Annotated in this window: 19 protein-coding genes; 7 read left to right on the top strand and 12 right to left on the bottom strand. The window is 69.8% G+C overall.

What is annotated here, in order from left to right:
• Positions 1–22: 22 nt before the first annotated feature.
• The 7 genes from AAF430_06385 to AAF430_06415 all read right to left on the bottom strand — a co-directional run bounded on the left by AAF430_06385 (position 23) and on the right by AAF430_06415 (position 6,645).
• Positions 23–1,246: an aldo/keto reductase gene (locus AAF430_06385; protein MEM7409841.1), complete on the bottom strand. Its 1,224-nt coding sequence runs from the start codon at positions 1,244–1,246 to the stop codon at positions 23–25.
• 75 nt (positions 1,247–1,321) lie between these two features.
• Positions 1,322–2,137, bottom strand: a complete 816-nt coding sequence (locus AAF430_06390) for a phosphate ABC transporter ATP-binding protein (GenBank protein ID MEM7409842.1) — start codon at positions 2,135–2,137, stop codon at positions 1,322–1,324.
• Complete coding sequence (gene pstA / locus AAF430_06395) at positions 2,134–3,003, bottom strand: phosphate ABC transporter permease PstA (protein ID MEM7409843.1); 870 nt, start codon at positions 3,001–3,003, stop codon at positions 2,134–2,136. Before pstA ends, AAF430_06390 begins: the two co-directional genes overlap by 4 nt.
• Complete coding sequence (gene pstC, locus AAF430_06400) at positions 2,996–3,856, bottom strand: phosphate ABC transporter permease subunit PstC (protein MEM7409844.1); 861 nt, start codon at positions 3,854–3,856, stop codon at positions 2,996–2,998. Before pstC ends, pstA begins: the two co-directional genes overlap by 8 nt.
• Complete coding sequence (locus AAF430_06405; GenBank protein ID MEM7409845.1) at positions 3,843–4,697, bottom strand: phosphate ABC transporter substrate-binding protein; 855 nt, start codon at positions 4,695–4,697, stop codon at positions 3,843–3,845. Before AAF430_06405 ends, pstC begins: the two co-directional genes overlap by 14 nt.
• A gap of 119 nt (positions 4,698–4,816) precedes the next feature.
• Positions 4,817–5,881, bottom strand: a complete 1,065-nt coding sequence (locus AAF430_06410; protein ID MEM7409846.1) for a ferritin-like domain-containing protein — start codon at positions 5,879–5,881, stop codon at positions 4,817–4,819.
• Positions 5,878–6,645: a TetR/AcrR family transcriptional regulator gene (locus AAF430_06415; protein MEM7409847.1), complete on the bottom strand. Its 768-nt coding sequence runs from the start codon at positions 6,643–6,645 to the stop codon at positions 5,878–5,880. The genes AAF430_06410 and AAF430_06415 overlap by 4 nt, the downstream gene beginning before the upstream one ends.
• A gap of 275 nt (positions 6,646–6,920) precedes the next feature.
• On the opposite strand from AAF430_06415, the gene AAF430_06420 reads away from it, so the two are divergent.
• Complete coding sequence (locus tag AAF430_06420) at positions 6,921–8,213, top strand: acetyl-CoA hydrolase/transferase C-terminal domain-containing protein (protein ID MEM7409848.1); 1,293 nt, start codon at positions 6,921–6,923, stop codon at positions 8,211–8,213.
• Positions 8,214–8,226: 13 nt separating this feature from the next.
• Here AAF430_06420 and AAF430_06425 read toward each other — a convergent pair whose 3' ends face one another.
• Positions 8,227–9,018 carry a Rieske (2Fe-2S) protein gene (locus tag AAF430_06425; GenBank protein MEM7409849.1) on the bottom strand — a complete coding sequence of 264 codons (792 nt, stop codon included), beginning with the start codon at positions 9,016–9,018 and terminating at the stop codon, positions 8,227–8,229.
• 60 nt (positions 9,019–9,078) lie between these two features.
• Between AAF430_06425 and AAF430_06430 the strand changes: the two genes are divergently transcribed.
• Together AAF430_06430 and AAF430_06435 are read left to right on the top strand one after the other, a co-directional pair.
• Positions 9,079–10,059 carry a diacylglycerol kinase family protein gene (locus AAF430_06430; GenBank protein MEM7409850.1) on the top strand — a complete coding sequence of 327 codons (981 nt, stop codon included), beginning with the start codon at positions 9,079–9,081 and terminating at the stop codon, positions 10,057–10,059.
• Positions 10,056–11,168 carry a DUF1214 domain-containing protein gene (locus AAF430_06435; GenBank protein MEM7409851.1) on the top strand — a complete coding sequence of 371 codons (1,113 nt, stop codon included), beginning with the start codon at positions 10,056–10,058 and terminating at the stop codon, positions 11,166–11,168. Before AAF430_06430 ends, AAF430_06435 begins: the two co-directional genes overlap by 4 nt.
• 156 nt (positions 11,169–11,324) lie before the next feature.
• Here AAF430_06435 and AAF430_06440 read toward each other — a convergent pair whose 3' ends face one another.
• Complete coding sequence (locus AAF430_06440) at positions 11,325–12,803, bottom strand: FAD-dependent oxidoreductase (GenBank protein MEM7409852.1); 1,479 nt, start codon at positions 12,801–12,803, stop codon at positions 11,325–11,327.
• 161 nt (positions 12,804–12,964) lie between these two features.
• Here AAF430_06440 and AAF430_06445 point away from each other — a divergent pair, with 161 nt between their 5' ends.
• Complete coding sequence (locus tag AAF430_06445; protein ID MEM7409853.1) at positions 12,965–13,762, top strand: glucose 1-dehydrogenase; 798 nt, start codon at positions 12,965–12,967, stop codon at positions 13,760–13,762.
• Between the two features lie 14 nt (positions 13,763–13,776).
• A complete protein-coding gene (locus tag AAF430_06450; GenBank protein MEM7409854.1) occupies positions 13,777–14,226 on the top strand; it encodes a pyridoxamine 5'-phosphate oxidase family protein in 450 nt (149 codons plus the stop codon).
• Between the two features lie 27 nt (positions 14,227–14,253).
• Here AAF430_06450 and AAF430_06455 read toward each other — a convergent pair whose 3' ends face one another.
• Both AAF430_06455 and AAF430_06460 read right to left on the bottom strand, forming a co-directional pair.
• Entirely contained in the window at positions 14,254–14,910 is a 657-nt protein-coding gene (locus tag AAF430_06455) for an HAD-IA family hydrolase (GenBank protein MEM7409855.1), read from the bottom strand.
• A 7-nt stretch (positions 14,911–14,917) separates the two neighbouring features.
• A complete protein-coding gene (locus tag AAF430_06460) occupies positions 14,918–15,730 on the bottom strand; it encodes a crotonase/enoyl-CoA hydratase family protein (GenBank protein ID MEM7409856.1) in 813 nt (270 codons plus the stop codon).
• A gap of 144 nt (positions 15,731–15,874) precedes the next feature.
• Here AAF430_06460 and AAF430_06465 point away from each other — a divergent pair, with 144 nt between their 5' ends.
• Together AAF430_06465 and AAF430_06470 are read left to right on the top strand one after the other, a co-directional pair.
• Complete coding sequence (locus AAF430_06465; protein ID MEM7409857.1) at positions 15,875–16,885, top strand: LLM class F420-dependent oxidoreductase; 1,011 nt, start codon at positions 15,875–15,877, stop codon at positions 16,883–16,885.
• 5 nt (positions 16,886–16,890) lie between these two features.
• Positions 16,891–18,162: a hypothetical protein gene (locus AAF430_06470; GenBank protein ID MEM7409858.1), complete on the top strand. Its 1,272-nt coding sequence runs from the start codon at positions 16,891–16,893 to the stop codon at positions 18,160–18,162.
• On the opposite strand, the gene AAF430_06475 is transcribed toward AAF430_06470, so the two are convergent.
• A complete protein-coding gene (locus tag AAF430_06475) occupies positions 18,159–18,713 on the bottom strand; it encodes a prepilin-type N-terminal cleavage/methylation domain-containing protein (GenBank protein MEM7409859.1) in 555 nt (184 codons plus the stop codon). The genes AAF430_06470 and AAF430_06475 overlap by 4 nt on opposite strands.
• Positions 18,714–18,774: the final 61 nt, after the last annotated feature.

Consider the following 18,774-nt stretch of genomic DNA (forward strand, 5'->3'; position numbering starts at 1 on the left):
CAAGGGTTCCTCGTGCCGGCGACTAGGCCAGGCGTCGATGCGCGTCGCGGGTCAGCGTCGGGATGTCGAGGCCGTGGGGGCAGGCGCCCGCACAGGACTGATGGGTACAGGTGGCGCACGCCGAGGCCCCTTCGCCCAGTGACGCGTAGTCGGTGCGTCCGAGCTCGAGGTCGCCGTAGTCCGTCGCGTACATGCGCGTGCGCAGCACTTCGTCGATGGTCACTCCCGCCGGGCAGGCCGACAGGCACGTCCCGCAGCCATAGCGGCACTGCTGGTCGCCGTGCAGACCCTCGTAGCGGGCGAGCAGCTGCAGATCGTGGCCGCTCACGCCGCCCGTACCGGACGCGCCGAGGTATTCGTCGACCATCTCGGGGCTCTTCATCGTCACCACCAGCGCGTCGACGTGGCTTCCCGACAGGACCCAGCGGAAGGCCGCCTGGGCGTAGGTGCCACCTTCCCGCTCGTAGGCCGTCAGGTCGTTGAGACGTGCGCCGCGCAGGGTTTTCATCGCGATGACGCCGACGTTCTTCTCCTTCGCCTTCGCCATGAGGCGCGGCAGCTCGGGCTGGACGGCCACGAAGTCCATCGACGCCGTCAGCCGCTGATAGAAGGCCGGATCCTGGCCGAAGTTGTGACCGACGAGCACGACGTCGACGAGGTCGTGATCGAAGGCGTAGTCGAGGCACTCGGCGAGTTTGCCACCGTGCCCCGAGATCCCGGTGAAGCGGATCTTTCCCTGCTGCTTCGCCCGCTCGGTGAATTCGCCCCACGCCTCGTTCTGGAGACGCCCCACGTCGTTGACGGCGTGGTTGAAGTAGATGTCGATGCGGTCCGTGCGCAGCCGGCGCAGGCTCGCTTCGAGCGCCTCGAAGAGCTCCGCGACGTCGGTGCGCGCGCCGCACTTCGTCTTGCTCGCCAACGTGACGGCGTCGCGTTTGCCCGCAAGGGCCCGGCCAAGAGTCTCTTCCGAGCTGCCCAGCGTGTAGCGATCGGCCGTATCGAAGTAGTCGATACCCCGGTCCAGGGCGTGCAGCACGAGTTTCTCGTCACCCGACAGGCGGCTCGCGCCGAACCCGATGTCGGGGACCTGGATCCCGGTGCGCCCGAGCGTCACGCGCTTGCGCACCCGCGGCGGCTCCGCGGCGTGCCCAGCGAGTGGAAGCCAGGACAGGGACACACTGGCGGCCGCGCTCCCGCGCAAGAAGGTGCGTCGATCGAATCCCTGCGGTCGCTTCGGCTGGCTCATCCCTTCCTCCGGAACGTTTGGCGCGCGACGAGCCCGGGGGCTCGCCGAGATGCCAGCACGTCCGCGGGCCGGGCGCTACCCGCGTACGCCGTCGATGTACTGTCGGGTCTCGAGCTGCTGGGGGCGTTCGAAGATCCGCTCGGTCGGGCCGGCCTCGATCATGGCACCGGCGCCGTCGCGCACCCAGAACACCGCGACGTCGTCGGAAATGCGACGCGCCTGGGCAAGATTGTGGGTCACCACGACCTGGGTGACGCGCCCGCGCAGTCGCACGATCAGGTCTTCCACGACACCGCTCGAGATCGGATCGAGGGCGCTGCACGGCTCGTCGAGAAGCAGCACGCGGGGTTCCAGGGCCAGCGCCCGCGCGATGCACAGCCGCTGCTGCTGGCCGCCGGAGAGCGCGAGCGCGGAGTGGTGGAGCCGATCCTTCACCTCGTCCCAGAGCCCGACCTCGCGCAGCACCCGTTCCGCCGTTTCCCCGCGCTCCCTGCGCGAGCGCACACCGTGCTCCTGGAGCGGCATCTCGAGGTTCTTGCGAATCGAGAGTGCGAACGGGTTCGGCTTCTGGAAGATCATTCCCACCTGCCGACGCAGGGCGACCACGTCGCAGCTGCGCTCGCAGACGTCCTGGCCGGCCAGTCGGACTGCGCCGGTGACGACACAGCCCGGGACGAGGTCGGTCAGGCGGTTGAGACTCGCGAGGAAGCTCGACTTGCCACAGCCCGACGGCCCGATGACGGCGGTCACGGCGCCCTCGGTGATCTCGAGCTCGACGTCGCGCAGCGCCGTCTTCCCGTCGTAGTGCACCGACAGACAACAGGTCCGGATCAGGGGCGCCGGCCTGGCCGCTCGCCCCTCGTGCAGGGAAAGGATGTTTCGATCGCTCACCAGGCCCCCTCGGATCGCGCGCCGAAGCGCGCCGAAATCGCCGACGCCACCAGATTGATCGCGAGCAGCAGGCCGACCAGCACCAGAGCCGCCGCGTAGGCGTTCCCCTCGCCCCCGTACACGTTCATCGAGAGATCGAAGATGTGCACCGAGAGTGAGCGGCCGGAATCGAGCCAGCTCGTCGGCATACGGTCGACATAGCCCGCCGTGTAGAGCAACGCTGCAGTTTCCGCCGCGGCCCGGCCGACCCCCAGCACGAGCCCCACCGCCAGGCCGGCGCTCGCCCCGGGAAGCAGCACGCGCCAGAGCGTCGTCGTGCGCGACAGACCGAGCGCCGCAGCCGCGCGACGCTGGTCGTCGGGTACCGCGCGCAGCCCCGCTTCGGCCGCACGGATGTAGATCGGCAGCACCATGCAGGCCAGCGTCAATCCGCCCGCGAGGATCGAGAAGCCGAGACCGAGCCACGCGCCGAAGAGCACGCTTCCGAACAGGCCGAACACGATCGAGGGAACGCCGGCCAGAACGTCGAGGCTGCGCCGCACCCAGCGGGCGCGCGTGCCCGTGCGCGCTGCGTACTCCGCCAGCCAGACGGCGGCACCGGTGCCGAGTACGATGACGACGCCGAGACAGATCGCGAGGATCCACGCAGTCGAGACGAGCACCGAGCCGATGCCGCCGTCGCCGCGGGCGTTGCGCGGAGATTCGATCAGGAACGACCACGAGAGCTGGGACACCCCGCCCGCGACCAGGTCGACGAGCAGCCAACCGAAGAAGAGCGTCACCAGACTCGCGACGCTCCAGGTGACGACGAGGGCCAGCGTATCCAGCAGGCCCGACGGCGGACGCGAGGCGCCGATCTCAAGCACGGCGCTCCCCCATCTGCCCCGACGACGCCCACTCGGCCGCGAGGACGAGGCAAGCCGCGAGCGCCCAGAGCACGAGGCCCGTCGCGAACAGCGACGCCTGATGCAGACCGAAGGCGTACCCCATCTCGAGCGCGATGTTGGCGGTGAGCGTGCGCACCGGGTCGAAGACGCTCGCCGGCATGCGCACGACGTTTCCGCACACCATCAGGACGGCCATCGTCTCGCCGACGGCGCGGCCGGTGGCGAGCAACACGCCCGTCACGATCCCGGGGCGTGCTGCGGGCAGCACGACCCGACGCAGGGTCGAGGCGCGGCCGAGGCCGAGTGCCGTTGCGCCGGCCACCGTCGCGGCGGGAACTGCAGCGATCGCCGCGTCGGCCAGGAGCGCCACCGTCGGCAGGATCATCACCGCGAGGATCAGGCTCCCGGCCAGCAGGCTCGCGCCCGGCGGTTGCCACGCGGAGATCAAGGGCACCAGGGTCACCAACCCCCAGAAGCCGTAGACCACCGAGGGAATCCCGCTCAGGAGTTCGAGCAGCCGTCGGTAGAGCGCCGCCACGATGGGCGGTGCGTAGGCCCGCGAGAAGAGCGCCGACGCGAGCCCGAGCGGCGTGGCGAGCAGCAGCGCGCCGCCCGTGGCGGCGACAGTCGCCACGAACATGGGCAACAGGTTGAAGCGCCCCTCGAGCGGGTGCCAGGACGGGTCGGAGAAGAATCGCCACACGCCGAGCTCGGCGCCGGCGGGCGCGGCCGTCGCGAACAAGAAGCCGAAGATGAGGAGCACGATCGACGCACAGCCGATCGCGCTGCTCACCACGAAGGCGCGCAGCAGGCGGTCCTCAGCGCGGCGCAACGAACGCCTGCCCGCTCACGAGGTCGGCGACCTCGGGTGAGAGCGCCAACGCGAGGAAGGCCTCGGACAAGGGGGACGACGCACGCGTGACGAAGAGCAGCGGACGTCCGAGGGGATACGCGCCGCTCGCCACCGAGTCGCGACTGGCCGGCACGCCGTCCAGCGCCAGCAGCCGCAGCGGCGCGCCGCGGTCGCGCTCGAACTCGGCGGCGCCCACCGAGAGATACGCGATCGCATAGGGATTCCCGACCAGGGTCTTCACGCAGTGCTGGGTCTCGCCGCACACGAGCCCCGCGCGGAACGCGGAGGGAACGACGCCGAAGTAGTCGGCGACCAGGGAGAGCTCCGAGCGCCCCTCGGCGCGGTCGACCACCACGATCGGTGCGTCGTCGCCCCCGACCTCGCTCCAGCGGGTGAGTTCGCCGCGATAGATCGCCAACAGCTGGTCGCCGCTCAGCGCCTGGACCGGGTTGTCGGCATGGACGGCGAAGGCGACGCCGTCGCGCGCCACCACGTGCTCCCGGGTCGCGGCGCCCTCGGAGGTCGTGAGCGCTCGCGACGACATGCCGATGTCGACGCGTCCAGAGTGGGCGTCGGCGATGCCGCGCGAGGAGCCGCCGGTCTGCACGTCGATCCGCACGCCGGGATGGGACGCCTCGAAGCGCTTGCCGATCTCGGCGGCGAGGGGAGCCAGGGTGCTGGATCCGCTCAGGGTGAGCTTGCCGGCGAGGGCCGACGGACCGGGCGCCGCGACGTCGACAGGGGCGTCGGAGCACGCGAAACATGCGATCGCGGCGAGGAGGACGCGCGGGCCGAGCCAGGAGAATCGAAGGATGGACATCGACACTGGGATGCCACAGGGGCACCCCGGATTCCGAGGGCGGGCGAAGCGCGGAGGCTAGCGGGCCGGTCGCGGGCCCCGCCAGCGGCAGGGCCCGACCGGACGCGACGCTGACGCGCTCAGGACGCGAGCGTGGCCGGGTCGATCTCCCCCGCCCGAACGCGCTGCTCGATCTCGATGTCGTGCTCGACGTCCGAGGTGGTCTCGTGCTCGTACTGGAGCACGTCGAGCTGGTGGAAGCGCTCGCGCTGGCGGTCCGAGAGCAGGCCCAGGCTCTTCACGTTGGGCACGATCTTCGAGAAGAGGCGGTGCCGGAACTGGGCCGCGATACCCGACTTCTCCGAGTGCTCGATGCAGAGCTCGGGGTCGAGATCCATCCGCTCCCAGACCTCGCGGCTCTGGATGCGATCGCGCATCAGCACGCAGGCCTCGTAGATGAACTCCTCGCGCTCGATCTTCTCCTTCTCGGTGAGGTCGGCGCAGTACTCGCGCAGCGAGAGCACGCCGAACGCGACGTGGCGCGACTCGTCCTCCATCACGGCGGCGGTCAGATCGCGCAGGAGCGAGTTGGTCGTCGTGTCGCGCATCGTCCCGAAGGCTGCGAGCGCCAATCCCTCGACGATGATCTGCATGCCGAGGAACTTCATGTCCCAGCGCGAGTCGGCGAGGATCTGGTCGAGGAGCTTCTTCAGCTCCGGGTTGACGTCGTACTGGTTGCCGAGCTTCTCCTGGATGAAGCGGCGATACACCTCGACGTGACGCGCCTCGTCCATCACCTGCGTAGCGCCGTACTGCTTGCCCTCGTACCACGGGACGGAGTCGACGATCTGGGCCGTCGCGAGCAGGGCGCCCTGCTCGCCGTGGAGGAACTGGCAGAGCTGCCAGGTGACCGCCTCGTGGCGCAGCCGCTCGATCTGCTTCGCGTCGAGCTTCTGCCAGATGTCGGTGCCGAAGATGCCGATTGCCGCGTCGGGCATCAGCCCCTTCTCGGGATCCACGTCGATCGACCAATCGAGACGCTCGGTCGAGTTCCACTGGTCGCGCTTCGCGTTCTCGTAGAGGCGCGCGAGGCGCTTGCGATCGTTGTCGTACTCCCAGTTGTACGTGAGGTTCTGCGGCACATCGAACGCCTCGATGGCGTTCCGCTGCTCCGGTTGAAACTTCGCGATCGGATCCAGGCTCATGAGGATTCCTCGGAACGGATCGGCGCGGCGGCCGACCCCTTCGTTGCGTGGGATGGGTTCTGCGTCGTGGAATGGGAAACGGGAATGCCCAGGTAGGCGAGGTAGGTGCGCGTCAGCTCGGTGGCGAGGTCTTCGTCGCTGAGCTGGAAGGCGCCGGAACGCATCTCGCCGAACAACATGGTGTTGTCGAGGGTGCTGAAGACGAGGGTCATGCCGAAGGCGGCGGCGCGCGCCGGATCGGGATGCGCGATCTCGTCCGGATGGGCGAGCAGGAGTTCGGAGAGCCCCTCGCTCACACGGTGGGAGAGGCGCTCGCGTCGCGCCTGAAAGCTCGGGTCGACGTGGTTGCGCATCACGAAGGCGCGGATCAGCCCGCCCTGATCGCGGTAGATCTCGACGAGGAAGCGAACCACCGCATCGATGATCTCGGCCACCGAGGCGCCCGCCCATCGGGACGGGTCCAGCGCTTCGTCCGCGGTGGCCAGCGCCTGCTGGACGTAGCGCTCGTACAGGGCGTGCAGCAGGGCGCTCTTGTCGTCGAAGCGGCTGTAGAAGGCGCCCACCGATGAGCCGGCGCGCGACACGATCTCGGAGATCGGGGTGTCGTCGAAGCCCTTCTCACCGACCAGCTGCTCGGCGGCGTCGAGGATGCGCTCGAGGGTTTCCTGGCTGCGCGCCTGCTGGGGCGGGCGGACCCAGCGCAGGGGGGTCGCGCTTGTCGTGTCGGCGCCGCGCGGCGGTCGTGAATCCGATGTGTCAGCCATGCTGGGTCCTGCTCTCGCGGCGTGATCGGCTCGCCGCGGCTTCGCTGAATCAGAATACGAATTCTAATTCTGAAAAGGACGGCCCGCCACCCGATTCGAATCAGAAAATGTCCTATTCCCGCGGGGCGGTTCCGCCGAAACTGGCCGATACTGGTGGGAAGCCACCCGACCGGGTGCGACCCGGCGCGGCAGCCAGCAACACGCGACAGAGTCGCCCGAGACCGCTCCTACAATGAGGCGGCTTCGAGCATCCAACGCATCCGAGGGGGGAGGCCATGGAGGAGCTGAGCGCCGGCGCCGCGGCAGACCGCGTACACGGGACCGACTCCGTCGTCGTACCGCTCGGGCCGGGGCAGCCGGCCGCCTTCCTGCACGCACTCGGCGAACGGCCGCGCTTCGAGCGACTGGTCGTGTTCGCATCGCTCCTGATCGATCTGTTTCCTCTGTTCGCGCGGCCCGGCGTGCGCTTGCTTTCGGGCTTCTACGGCCCGGCGGAACGCGCCCTGCGCGACGCGGGTCACGACGTGCACTTCGTGCCCGCCGACTTCCGCCGCTTCACGAAGATCGCCCGCAAGATGTCCGCACGGGTGATGGCGACGGCGGCGACGCCCCCCGACTCCGATGGCTGGTGCTCCCTGTCCCTGCACGCCGGTGCCACCGTCGATGAACTGCTGCGCGCCGGCCGCGACCCGGAGCGACTGCTCATGGTCGAAGCCAACCCGAAGCTGCCGCGCACGCTGGGGTTGGGCGAGTCGCGTCATGCCCTGCACGTCGACGACATCGACGTGCTGATCGCCTCGGATCGTGAGCCGCCGGTGCTACCCGACGCCCGCTCGCGCGACGTCGAGCGCGCGATCGCCGGCCATGCGGCGCGCTTCATTCCCGAGGGCGCCACCCTGCAGACGGGCATCGGCGGAATTCCCGACGCGGTGGCCGCGATCCTCGCCGAACGCGACGGCGGCGGGTACGGCATCCACTCGGAGATGTTCACGACGGGCCTCATGAAGCTCCACCAGGCGGGAAAGATCACCAACGACCGCAAAGGGCTGAACGACGGCTACTCGATCTGCACCTTCGCGATGGGCACCCGCGAGATGTACGACTGGCTCGAGGGCGAGGGGCAGGACCTCGTGCGCTTCCTCCCGGTCGACGATGTGAACACGCCGTCGCTGATCGCCCAGAACCGGCGCATGGTCTCGATCAATGGAGCGCTCTCGGTGGACCTCGTGGGTCAGGTGGTCGCCGACCACCTCGGCGGCCGCGAGTACTCGGGAATCGGCGGCCACGAGGACTTCGTGATGGGCGCGTCGTTCTCCGAAGAAGGGCGGTCGCTGATCTGTCTGCCCTCGACCGCCGGCGGTGAGGATGGCTTCGTGTCGCGGATCGTCTCCGAGTTCACGCCCACCACCTGCATCACCACGCCACGGCACCAGGTGGACGTGGTGGTGACCGAACAGGGTGCGGCGGAGCTCGCGGGCTTGACGACGAAGCAGCGGCGCGACGCGCTGATCGCGATCGCCCATCCCGACGCACGCGACGCCCTCGCGCGGGCAGCGGCCCGCGACTAGCCCTACGCGCGACTCAGCGCTTCGCAGCGGGCAACGCCCAGAGATGGCCGTCGCGCTGCTCGAGCCGCGGAGCCGATGCGAGGCGCAAGCGCTCGTGTCCGTCGCAGCCGCGCCCGCTGCGTACATCGAAGGCGTAGCCGTGCCAGGGACAGATCACGCGACCCGACTCGATCGGCGCGGCGTCGAGGGGTCCGAGGGCGTGGGGGCAGAGCGCGTCGAATGCGAGCCAGTTGTCCTCGTCGCGCCACACCACCACTGGCCGGCCCCCGACCTCCACGCGTAGCGGTACCCGCGACGCGAGTGCATCGACCGGTCCGAGGTCCACGGCGTCGGGCGCCAGAGCGCCGCGCCCGGGCCCGTCGAGCAACCAGGAGCGACGCTGCATCATGGCCTCGTCTTCGTCCCAGAGCTGGGTGTAGAGCGCGACGTAGCGCTCGCCGAAGGCGTCGACGCGCTCGGCTGGCACGTCGGGCAGACAAAACTCGACCTCGATGTCGGTGTGGGCGGCGTCGACCGGATCGAGCGAGGTCCAGATCTCGGTACCCGCGCCCGGCCCGCTCAGGGTGCGCGAGACGTAGCGGTCGTCGTTGCCGATCACGAGCTCGAGATCGAAGGTTCCGGGTACCGCGCGCATCTCGGCGCGGGCCCGCCAGCCGAAGTCGCCGGCCTCGCGGAGCGCGATGCTCTTGAAGCTGTCGCGGTGCAACCAGGGCAGGTGCTCCCAGTCGCGCACGTTCTCCCAGACGCGTTCGAGGGACGCACCCACCCGGCGCCGATAGCGGGCGACGGAGACGAGGGCAGTCACTACGCCAGCATAGAGCGGACGTCGTTCGGTGTCGGCCTCCGACTCGGATACCTTGGGGCCATGAGCGGAAAGCCGCGACGCCCCGGGGTCTTGTTGAACGCGAACGCGCGCGGAGTCCGCCGCGATCCGAGCCTGCGCGAGCGCCTCGCGCGCACGCTGCCCGAGGCGCACGTCGTCGCCACCCGGGAAGCCGGAGACGTGTTGCCCGCCGTGTCTCGCCTCCTCGACGAAGGGGTCGACGCTCTGCTGGTCGTCGGCGGCGACGGCACCTGGCCCGGCACGCTCACCCCGCTGCTCCAGAACTTCGACGCCGAGAGCCTGCCGGTGATCGTGCCCTGCCGCGGTGGCACGGTGAACACCATCGCCCGCTCCTTCGGAATACGGACTTCCCCCGAAGACTCGCTACGAGCCCTGCTGGCGGGGAAGCTCGAGGAGGCACCGCGCGCCGTCGTCCGCGTGGTCGCCGACGGGGAAGCGCCGCGCTTCGGCTGGATCTTCGTCGTCGGGGCCGGCGTGCGTTTCCTCGAGCTCTACTACCAGGAGCCCGTGCTGGGCCCGCGCGCCGCGCTCGCGGTCGTCGGCCGCGTGGCGAGCTCGGCGCTGCGCGGCGGCCGCCTGGCGAGCGAGCTGTTCGCACCCTTCGAGACCGAGCTGTGCGTCGACGGCGACCGCATCGGGCAGCAGCGCTTCACCGTGATCGGCGCCGCCGGCGTCCGCGAGATCGGGTTGGGCTTCGCGCCCTTTCTCACCGCCGGGGACGACCCCGAACGGATTCACCTGACCGCGACCGACGCCAGCGCCGTGCGTCTCTCGCTCGAGCTGCCAGCCCTGCGGAGCGGTTGGGGTCCCAACAGCCTGTCGCACTTCCCGATGCGGGAGAGCACGCTGGAGTTGACCGTGCCTCAGACCTGCACCCTCGACGCCGAGCTCTTCGCGCCGGCGCGTACGTTCACCGTGTCGGCCGGCCCGGCCCTCCGCATGGCGCTGCCGCGAGCCGGCGCGCCTGGTGTGGCAAGCTGGTTCCCGAAGGAGACCTCATGAGTTCGGACAGCGAACAGCGCATCCTCGATGGCAGCCTCTGGAACGACTTCTGCGACCGACTGAAAGCGGCCGGCGCCCTCGTCCGCGGCGAGGGCGTTCCCAAGGACCTGATGAACCAGGCGCTGGGATACCGCTATCTGACGCGCATCCTGCGCGCCGGTCTCGAGAGCGCGGTCGACTACGCCGACCCCCAGTACCCGGCCTTCTTCCGACTCGCCGACGACACGAAGAAGGTGTTGAACGACAACCCGGACAACTACTACGAGAACTGCCGCATCGACGGTCGCTTCGACTACCGGATCACCGGTCAGCGCGGCACCGTGAAATGGTTCAGCCTCGGCGTGAAAGCGGGCCCGGGTAACGTCGACAAGATGGCGAGCACCGGCGAGATCGACTCGAGCCAGATCGACTTCGATGCCGACGGCCGCTTCGAAATCTCGATGAGCCAGAAGCGCCAACCCGGCAACTGGCTACCGATGACGGCCGACTCGGGGATCATGGTCGTGCGCCAGACCTTCGGCGACCGGAGGAAGGAACGCCGCGCGGAATTCGCGATCGAGTGTCTCAACCCGGACCGTCCGAACAACAACCTCGATCCGGCCGAGCTCGAGCCGCGTCTCATGCAAGCGCTCGCCTTCCTCGAGAGCACGGTGCAGCTCGGACAGCTCTGGACTCAGGACTACCGCCGACGCACGCTGAACGCCCTGCCCCTCCACGACCAGAAGCCGCTGCTCGCGGCGGGCGGCGACCCGACCATCCGCTACTACCAGAGCCACTGGGAGCTCGCGCCCGACGAAGCCCTGCTGGTCGAGCCGCCCGAACTCCCCGGGTGTCAGACCTGGAACCTCCAGCTCTCGAACTTCTGGATGGAGTCGCTCGAGCACCGCTTCTTCGACATCTCGGTCAACAAGTTCACCGCGCGCACCGACGCCGAGGGCCGGCTGCGCATCGTGATCGCCGCCGAAGACCCGGGACCTGCCTACCCGAACTGGCTGAACACCCTCGGCCACGACCAGGGCGGCATGCTGTTCCGGATCGTCCACCCCGAGAGCGAAGCCCCGAGCGAGATCCCCGCGCGGGTGGTGAAGCTGGCCGAGCTGCGCGGCTAGAGGGCATCTCATAGACCCCGACCGAGCCAGGGGCTCGAATTCGGCCCGAGATCGAGGCGAAATCGCAGGCATAGCCGCAGCCACGGCGAGATTTCGCCACGATGAGATCGGGGCGAAGGCGGGTGCCTGGCGACCGAGGGGCCGATGAGATGCCCTCTAGGCGCCCGTCGCGCGCGCGGCCGCCGCGCCCGCGCGTCGCCCGAAGAAGGTGCAGTCGCCGAGCGACATCCCCGAGCTGTAGCCCTCGGCTGAACGCGGCAAGCCGCAGGCCGTGCGTCCCGCCGCGTAGAGGCCGGCGATCGCCGCGCCATCGGAGCGCAGCACCTCGCCCGTCGGCCGGGTGCGCAGGCCTCCCAGCGTGAAGTAGGGATAGAACGCGTCCCCGAGGTGACACGCGAGTGCCGCGAAGGGCGGCGCGTCCAGGGGTTTCAGCCAGGCCGCCTCCTTGTGGAAGAGCGGATCCTCACCCTTCGCTGCGAAGCGGTTGTGGAACGCGACGGTCGCGGCGAGCGTCGCCTCCGGGAAGCCGAGTTCGCGCTCGACTTCCTCCCAGGTCTCTCCGACCGCCGCCACTTCGATGCGCGAGAACTCGCTCGGCGGCTCGAAGATCGCATCGTCGACCAGCAGGAAGATGCGATCCCCCAGCTGACGCAGGCAGTGGACGGCCACGCGACCCGGATAGGCATCTTCGTTGGTGAAGCGCTGGCCCGCCTCGTTCACGAGGATGCCCTTCACGTGGGCCTCGGGCGGATAGATCGGAAGCGTGACGAAGAGCTCGTCCATATGGATGGCGTCGCCGCCCACGCTCTGTCCCAGGCGAATGCCGCTGCCGTCGTCGTGCCCGGCGCTCAGCGCATCATCGGCGAGGCGCGCGACCTGGGGTGCGTGCCGCAGCAGCATCTCGCGGTCGAGCACGAAGCCGCCGGCGCACAGGACCACCCCACCCGTGGCGCGTGCGAAGCGCAGCGTGCCCTCGCTGCGCACGGCCACACCGTGGACGCGGCCGACCTCGTCCACCACCAGGGACCGCGCGCGTGCGTCGTACACCGTGCGCACGCCCCGGGCTTCGGCTGCGGCGACGAGGGTGTCGACGAGAAAACGCCCGCCCATCTCCCCGATCACCTCGGGGAGGTGACCCCGCGGACACGGCGTCGCCGCGTCGCGGTAGGGCCAGGCGCCCTCACTGCCCGACCAGATCAGGCAGTCGCCCGTGCCCGGTGCCTGCACCTTCCCGGGCAGATGGCTGGTCCGGTAGCGCACCCCCTGTTCCACGAGCCAGGTGTAGTGATCGAGGGCCCCGTCGGCGTAGAGTCGGGTGCGCTCGAGATCCGCGTCCTCGCCGCCCGCGAGGCACATGTAGCGGTAGAAGTCCTCGGTCTGGTCTTCGAAGCCGTTCGCCCGCTGCGCCGGAGTCCCGCCGCCGCCGCCGAGGTAGATGTCGCCCCCGGCCATCGCACTGGTCCCCCCATGGCCCGACGCCACCTCGAAGACCTGCACGCGCGCGCCCTGTTCGGCCGCGCCGATCGCGGCAGAGGCTCCCGCGGCGCCGTAGCCCACCACCGCGACGTCGCACTCCCAGTCCCAGCCCGGGACGTCGGCGACTCGAACGGGGGGGCTCGGGGCAGTTTCCGGCATCGGTTCTCGAGGGTTCTGGAGCTCGGGAGCTCGCGGGTCCGGGGCGGGTCCACGGGGAGGCGGAGAAGGGGGACGATACCGACCCTTCCCCGTGCCGCGATCTGTGCTTCCCGCGGTCGGCAGGGGCTGGGTAGAATGCCGCGCCGACCAAGGAGCCAAGCATGGGACGCCTCGAGGGAAAGACGACGATCGTGACAGGGGCCGCGCGCGGCATCGGAGCGGCGACCGCCCGCCGGTTCGTGGCCGAGGGCGCCAACGTGCTGCTCACCGACGTGCTCGTGGACGACGGCAAGGCCACCGCGGCCGAACTCGGCTCGGCGGCGCGCTTCGCCGAACACGACGTCTCCGACGAGACCCAGTGGCCGAAGATCGTCGAGCTCTGCGAGCGCGAGTTCGGGGCTCCCTCGGTGCTCGTGAACAACGCGGGCATCGGCGGCGCGCACTTCGAACTCCTGGAGACGCTGTCCCCCGACCTCGCGCGCAAGATCCTCGACATCAACGTGATCGGCGTGATGCTGGGCATCCAGGCGGTGGTCCCCGCGATGGCCGCCGCCGGTGGCGGCTCGATCGTGAACCTGTCTTCGACCGCGTCGGTGAGCCCGATGAACGCGCTCGCGATCTACTCGGCGTCGAAGTCGGCCGTCTCGGGCATGACGAAGGCGGCCGCGATGGAGCTCGGCCCGCGCGGCATTCGCGTGAACAGCGTCCAGCCGGGCGGCGCCGACACCGCGATGGGCAACGCGATGGGCGTGCCCCTCGAGGAGTACAGCAAGTATCAGGGCCACACTCCGCTGCAGCGCGCCTGTCACGCGGATGAGATCGCGAGTGGTGTGCTCTATCTGGCATCCGACGAGAGCCTCCACTGCACCGGGACCGAGCTCCTGATCGACGGTGGCCAGGCCGCCGGCGTGTGGATGAAGACGCTCCCCGGCGGCCCGCCGCGGCGCAAGAGATCCTGAACCGGAGGTTTCCCATGACCCGAGTCCAAGCCGACGACGCGAAGCAGTTCTTCGCAGACGTGGAGGCCACCGCGAAGGCCTCGGTCTGGTGCGCGCTCGCGACGACCTCGTCCGATGGGCCGCGCGTCCGGATGGTCCACCCGACCTGGGAGGGCGATACGCTCTGGTTCGCGACGGGCACGACCTCGCCGAAGGTCCGCGACCTGCGCGCCGACCCGCGCGTCGACGTGCAGTTCCAGGTGGCACCGCCCGACTTCGTTCATCTGATGTGCCGCGGCACCGCCACGATCGTCGAAGACGCCGCCGAGAAGAAGCGGGTGTGGGACGTGATCGACTACGACCTGTCCGACTTCTGGTCGGGCGGGCCGACCGATCCGAACTACACGCTCGTGAAGATCGCCCCGAGCCGGGTCGAACTCTCGAAGACCTTCGGCAGCGTCGACAAGCGCATCTGGCGGTCCTGAGCCTGGGCGGGTCCTCCCCGCGCCGAGCTACGCCAGCCGCGCGAAGAGCGCGTCGAGGTCCGATCCGGCGAGCGAATCGAGTTCGAGCGTGGCCCGGCTAAAGTCGAGGCCGCGGGTCATCGGCCCGGGCACGGCCACGCAGGGCATCCCGGCAGCGACGGCCGCAGCGACCCCGTTGGGCGAGTCCTCGAAGGCCACGCAGTCGGCGGGCGCCACACCGAGCGCGCCGGCCGCCGCGCGAAAGAGCGCGGGATCGGGCTTCACGCGCACCACGTCTTCCTTGCAGCGCAGCGCCCGGAAGCGCTCGCGCAGGCCGAGGTGCGCGAGGTGCCGCTCCACCCAGACCCGCTCGGAGCTCGACGCCACCGCGAGGGCCAGGCCACGGACCCGAGCGGCGTCGAGCAGCGCGCGCACGCCCGGGTTCGCGTCGAGCTCGGCCAGCAGCGCGTCGCGGTGGGCACGCCGGCGGCGCTGGAGATCGGGCTCGTCGATCGACCCGAGCTGCTCGCGCAGATGACCGAGCGGATCGAAGTGGGAGGTGTCGCTGCCGATCGCCGCCTTCCAGCGATCGACCGGCAGATCGACCCCGAGCTCGCGGAACACGAAGTCCCAGCCCGCGAAGTCGGTCGACTCGGTGTCGAGCAGCAGTCCGTCGAGGTCGAAGATCAGCGCGCGGGGAGGCAATTCCGGCTCAGAGATCCTCGAAGCTGCCCGAGCGCCCGTGGCCCGCGGCAAAGCGCCCGGCACCGGTGCGGGTCTCGCCCGCGCGGATCGCCTCGATGCCGCGCTCGTACTCGCCGCGCAGCGCGCGATCGAGCGGTTGGTCCCACTGCTCGTAGGCCGAACGCCGATCGGCGCGCATGCAGATCTGGGGAAAGCGCACGAGCTGGTGAGCCAGCGCTTCGGCTTCCTGACGTGCCGTGCCCTTGGCAACCACCCGATTCGCGAGGCCCATCTGGAACGCTTCCTGGGCGTCGACGGGACGCCCGGTGAGAATCAGATCCATCGCGCGTCCGTGACCCACGATGCGCGGCAACCGAACCGTGCCCCCGTCGACGAGGGGAACCCCCCAGCGGCGACAGAACACGCCGAAGACCGCGTCCTCTTCGACCACGCGCATGTCGCACCAGAGCGAGAGTTCGAGCCCACCGGCGACGGCATACCCGGAAACCGCCGCGATCACCGGCTTCGACAACAGCATGCGACTCGGGCCCATCGGGCCGTCGGTGGAAAGCGGGTCCCAGTCGTCACCGACGGCAGGGGGCTGCACCGGGTTGCCCACGCCGGCTGTGAGTGCCTTCAGATCGGCGCCCGCACAGAAGGTGCCGTGGTCGCCGAAGAAGACCCCGACCTGCGCATCAGCGTCCTCTTCGAAGGCCTTCCAGGCGCTGGCGAGTTGCTGTGCCGTCGAGCCGTCGACCGCATTGCGCACTTCGGGCCGCGAGAGGATGACCGTGGTGACGGGGCCGTCGCGTTCGACGCGAACGTTGGGATCGGAGGACATGAGCGACTCCTTTGGCGACGCACGAGGGGTCCGGGCGCGGAAGCCGTCGCGGTGGCGGCTCGACGGCGTCGGGCCGAGCAGTCTAGTCGCTTTGACCATCTGCGGTCGACGTTGCGATAGCCTGGCGGCTCACCAGGAGCTCCCATGAAGATCGACGCATCGCTGATGGACATCGCCTCGACGGCCGGCGAGAGCGCCCGCCGGCTCGAGGAGCAGGGCTACGACGGTGCCTTCACCTTCGAAGGTCCCCACGATCCCTTCTTCCCGCTGGCCATGGCGGCCCAGGCGACCGAACGCATCCAGCTCTACCCCGCGATCGCGATCGCCTTCTCGCGCAACCCGATGCTGCTCGCCAACATCGGCTGGGACCTCCAGGAGCTCTCGAAGGGACGCTTCCTGCTCGGCCTCGGCACCCAGATCCGGCCCCACATCGAGAAGCGCTTCTCGATGCCGTGGTCGAAGCCGGCGGCGCGCATGCGCGAGATGGTCCTGGCGATCAAGGAGATCTGGCGCTGCTGGGCCGAGAACGATCGGCTCGACTTCCGAGGCGAGTTCTACCAGCACACGCTGATGACGCCGATGTTCAACCCCGGTGCGAACCCCTTCGGCAATCCGCCGATCTTCGTGGCCGGCGTCGGGCCGAAGATGACCGAAGTGGTGGGCGAGGTGGCCGACGGATTCTTCGTCCACCCGTTCCACACGGCGAAGTCGATCGACGAAATGACCCTCCCCGCACTCGAGCGCGGCGCGTCGCGCGCGGGTCGCGCGGTGAAGGACGTCCAGCTGTCGTTCCAGATCATGGTGGCCAGCGGGTCGAACGACGAGGAGATCGAAGCCGTCCGCCAGAAGACGAAGGGACAGATCGCCTTCTACGGCTCCACGCCGGCCTACAAGGTCGTCCTCGACGCCCATGGCTGGGGCGGCCTCCAGCCCGAGCTCAACGCGCTGTCGAAGCGCGGTCAGTGGGACGAGATGACGAAGCTGATCGACGACGACGTCCTGGAAGCCATCGCCGTCTGCGGGCCGATGAACGAGATCGCCCACCGGGTGCGCGAACGCTGCGGTGCCCACGCCGATCGCGTGAGCCTGCTCGCCCATTTCAATCGCGGCCACGAAGGCTGGGCCGACGTGGCGCGCGAGCTGTCCGGGAACTGATCGCCGTGGCCGTCGGCGGAGCGACGGGGGCGCGGCTGCCGAGGTGGATCGCCGGGTTGCTCCTCGCCATCGCCGTGGCCTGCCAGCCCCTGCCCGATGCGACTCCGATGGGTCGTGAAGCGACCCTCGGACCGGCCGTGTCGGTCCGCCACGCCGACTTCGAGGCCGCGCTCTCCGGTCCCGTCGAGACCCGCTTCGGGTCGGGCGACGCAGCGCACGTCCTGCGCGTCGCGCTTCCCGACAGCCGCCCGATCGAGTGCTCGCTGCGGCGGGGCGAGGCGCGGTTCGCCGTCGATGTCGATCGCGAGACCGAACGACTCCTCGATGCGCTGCGCGGCGACGGGCATGCGATCACCCACCGATCGATCTACGGGGTCCGGGCGGGCGCGATCGGCGGGACGCCCTACCTGTGGGTCGCGACCGAGTTCGTTCGCACCCGAGGCGAAGAACGCGCTTGGGGGCTGGTCAAGGTCGCGAGCGCCGAAACCGCGGGTTTCGTCGTCCTTTGCAGCCACGCGGAGGCGGGCTTCGTCGCGAGCTTCGATCGCGTCTTCGAGGAGCTGGTCGGCTCGTTGCGATCCCTCGAGCCACGCGTCGAACCGATCTTCCGCCAGATCTGCACGACGCGCTTCGGCGCGCTCGATGTCTCGTTCGCCTCCGCAGAGGTGCACCGCGAAGGCGACGGCAGCTTCGTGCTGCGCGCGGTCTCCTCGGAAGCGTTCCCGCTCACCCGGGACCAGTTGGACAGCTATTTCTCGAGACGCGTCGAACGCAGCGACGCCGCCGGGATCCTCGCGAGCTCCCGGCTGGTCTTCTGGTCCGACGGGACACGCAAGCAGGACCTGACCCTCGACCGCGAAGAGGGCCGCTGGCGGGTGCGAGGTCGCTTCGAGGACGCCGAGGTAGATCGCTTCCTCGATCACGACGGGCCCATTCACGGTCGACTGCACCACCTCGTCGCGCTCCGACATCGGCTGCTTCCGCACCAGCCCCACCTGGTCGTCGAGCACGTCTTCTGGAGACCGTCCCCCCGCAGGACGCTTTCCGATCACATCGGCTCCGGCGCGCCGGCTCGAATCGAAACCGATTGGACCCGCGTGGACAACGAGGCGCCCTACGACCAGCTGGGGCGCAAGAGCTGGTACGACGGCCGTATCCGCCGCGACCAACGCGGCTTCGCGGACGCGGGGGAACTCACGGTCGGACCGGTGGCCTTGACCGTGACCTGCGTCCACCGGGAAGGCGATCTCGAGAAGCCGCCGGACCTGCGCCGCTAGAAGCGGATCCGACCCGACTCCGCGTCGCAGGGGCCGGGGACGTCCATCGACGTCCCGAACCCGGCGGAAGCGTAGACACCCGAACCGTCGCAGGTGGTTCCGGGCAGGACGCCGGGCTTCCCCGGCCCCCCGCTCGCCGGTCGCACGAAGCCGAAGAAGCTGAACGTGCCGTCGCCGTCGAGATCGGCCCCGGCCTCGGCCGTGAAGCGCGGCCCCGCACCGGTGTCGGCGCTGGCCGCGTACTGGAACTGCACCGCGCCTTCCGGCGCCCAGCCGAGCTGGTCGAAGGTGGTACCGCCCGGCCAGGGCAACCGCCCGGTGCCGGGCGAGGTGGCCGGGACCGGCGTCGCGGCATCGATGAACAGGCCGAACTCACTGAAGTACGCGCGCTGGGCCGTCGCGATGGCGACGAGGTTGGTGCCGGCCTCGGCCGAACGCGTGCGCAGCTGGTAGCGGAGGAAGTTCGGGATCGCGACGGCCGCGAGCACGCCGACGATCGCCACCACGAGCATCAGCTCGATCAGCGTGAAGCCGGCGCGTCGTTGGCGCATCGGGTGCCCTCCCGTCGGTTCTCCGAACGAGTGCGCCCGGGCCTCCCCGGGGCGTCCTAGG

The sequence above is a fragment of the Myxococcota bacterium genome (assembly GCA_039030075.1).
Classification (GTDB): Bacteria; Myxococcota_A; UBA9160; order UBA9160; family SMWR01; genus JAHEJV01.

Bases quoted from the DNA above. Each gene is read 5' to 3' on its own strand.
- AAF430_06440 (MEM7409852.1), bottom strand. From the start codon at position 12,803: ATGCCGGAAACTGCCCCGAGCCCCCCCGTTCGAGTCGCCGACGTCCCG.
- AAF430_06410 (MEM7409846.1), bottom strand. From the start codon at position 5,881: ATGAGCCTGGATCCGATCGCGAAGTTTCAACCGGAGCAGCGGAACGCC.
- AAF430_06385 (MEM7409841.1), bottom strand. From the start codon at position 1,246: ATGAGCCAGCCGAAGCGACCGCAGGGATTCGATCGACGCACCTTCTTG.
- AAF430_06445 (MEM7409853.1), top strand. From the start codon at position 12,965: ATGGGACGCCTCGAGGGAAAGACGACGATCGTGACAGGGGCCGCGCGC.
- AAF430_06465 (MEM7409857.1), top strand. From the start codon at position 15,875: ATGAAGATCGACGCATCGCTGATGGACATCGCCTCGACGGCCGGCGAG.
- AAF430_06405 (MEM7409845.1), bottom strand. From the start codon at position 4,697: ATGTCCATCCTTCGATTCTCCTGGCTCGGCCCGCGCGTCCTCCTCGCC.
- AAF430_06420 (MEM7409848.1), top strand. From the start codon at position 6,921: ATGGAGGAGCTGAGCGCCGGCGCCGCGGCAGACCGCGTACACGGGACC.
- AAF430_06415 (MEM7409847.1), bottom strand. From the start codon at position 6,645: ATGGCTGACACATCGGATTCACGACCGCCGCGCGGCGCCGACACGACA.
- AAF430_06460 (MEM7409856.1), bottom strand. From the start codon at position 15,730: ATGTCCTCCGATCCCAACGTTCGCGTCGAACGCGACGGCCCCGTCACC.
- AAF430_06430 (MEM7409850.1), top strand. From the start codon at position 9,079: ATGAGCGGAAAGCCGCGACGCCCCGGGGTCTTGTTGAACGCGAACGCG.
- AAF430_06435 (MEM7409851.1), top strand. From the start codon at position 10,056: ATGAGTTCGGACAGCGAACAGCGCATCCTCGATGGCAGCCTCTGGAAC.
- AAF430_06450 (MEM7409854.1), top strand. From the start codon at position 13,777: ATGACCCGAGTCCAAGCCGACGACGCGAAGCAGTTCTTCGCAGACGTG.
- AAF430_06475 (MEM7409859.1), bottom strand. From the start codon at position 18,713: ATGCGCCAACGACGCGCCGGCTTCACGCTGATCGAGCTGATGCTCGTG.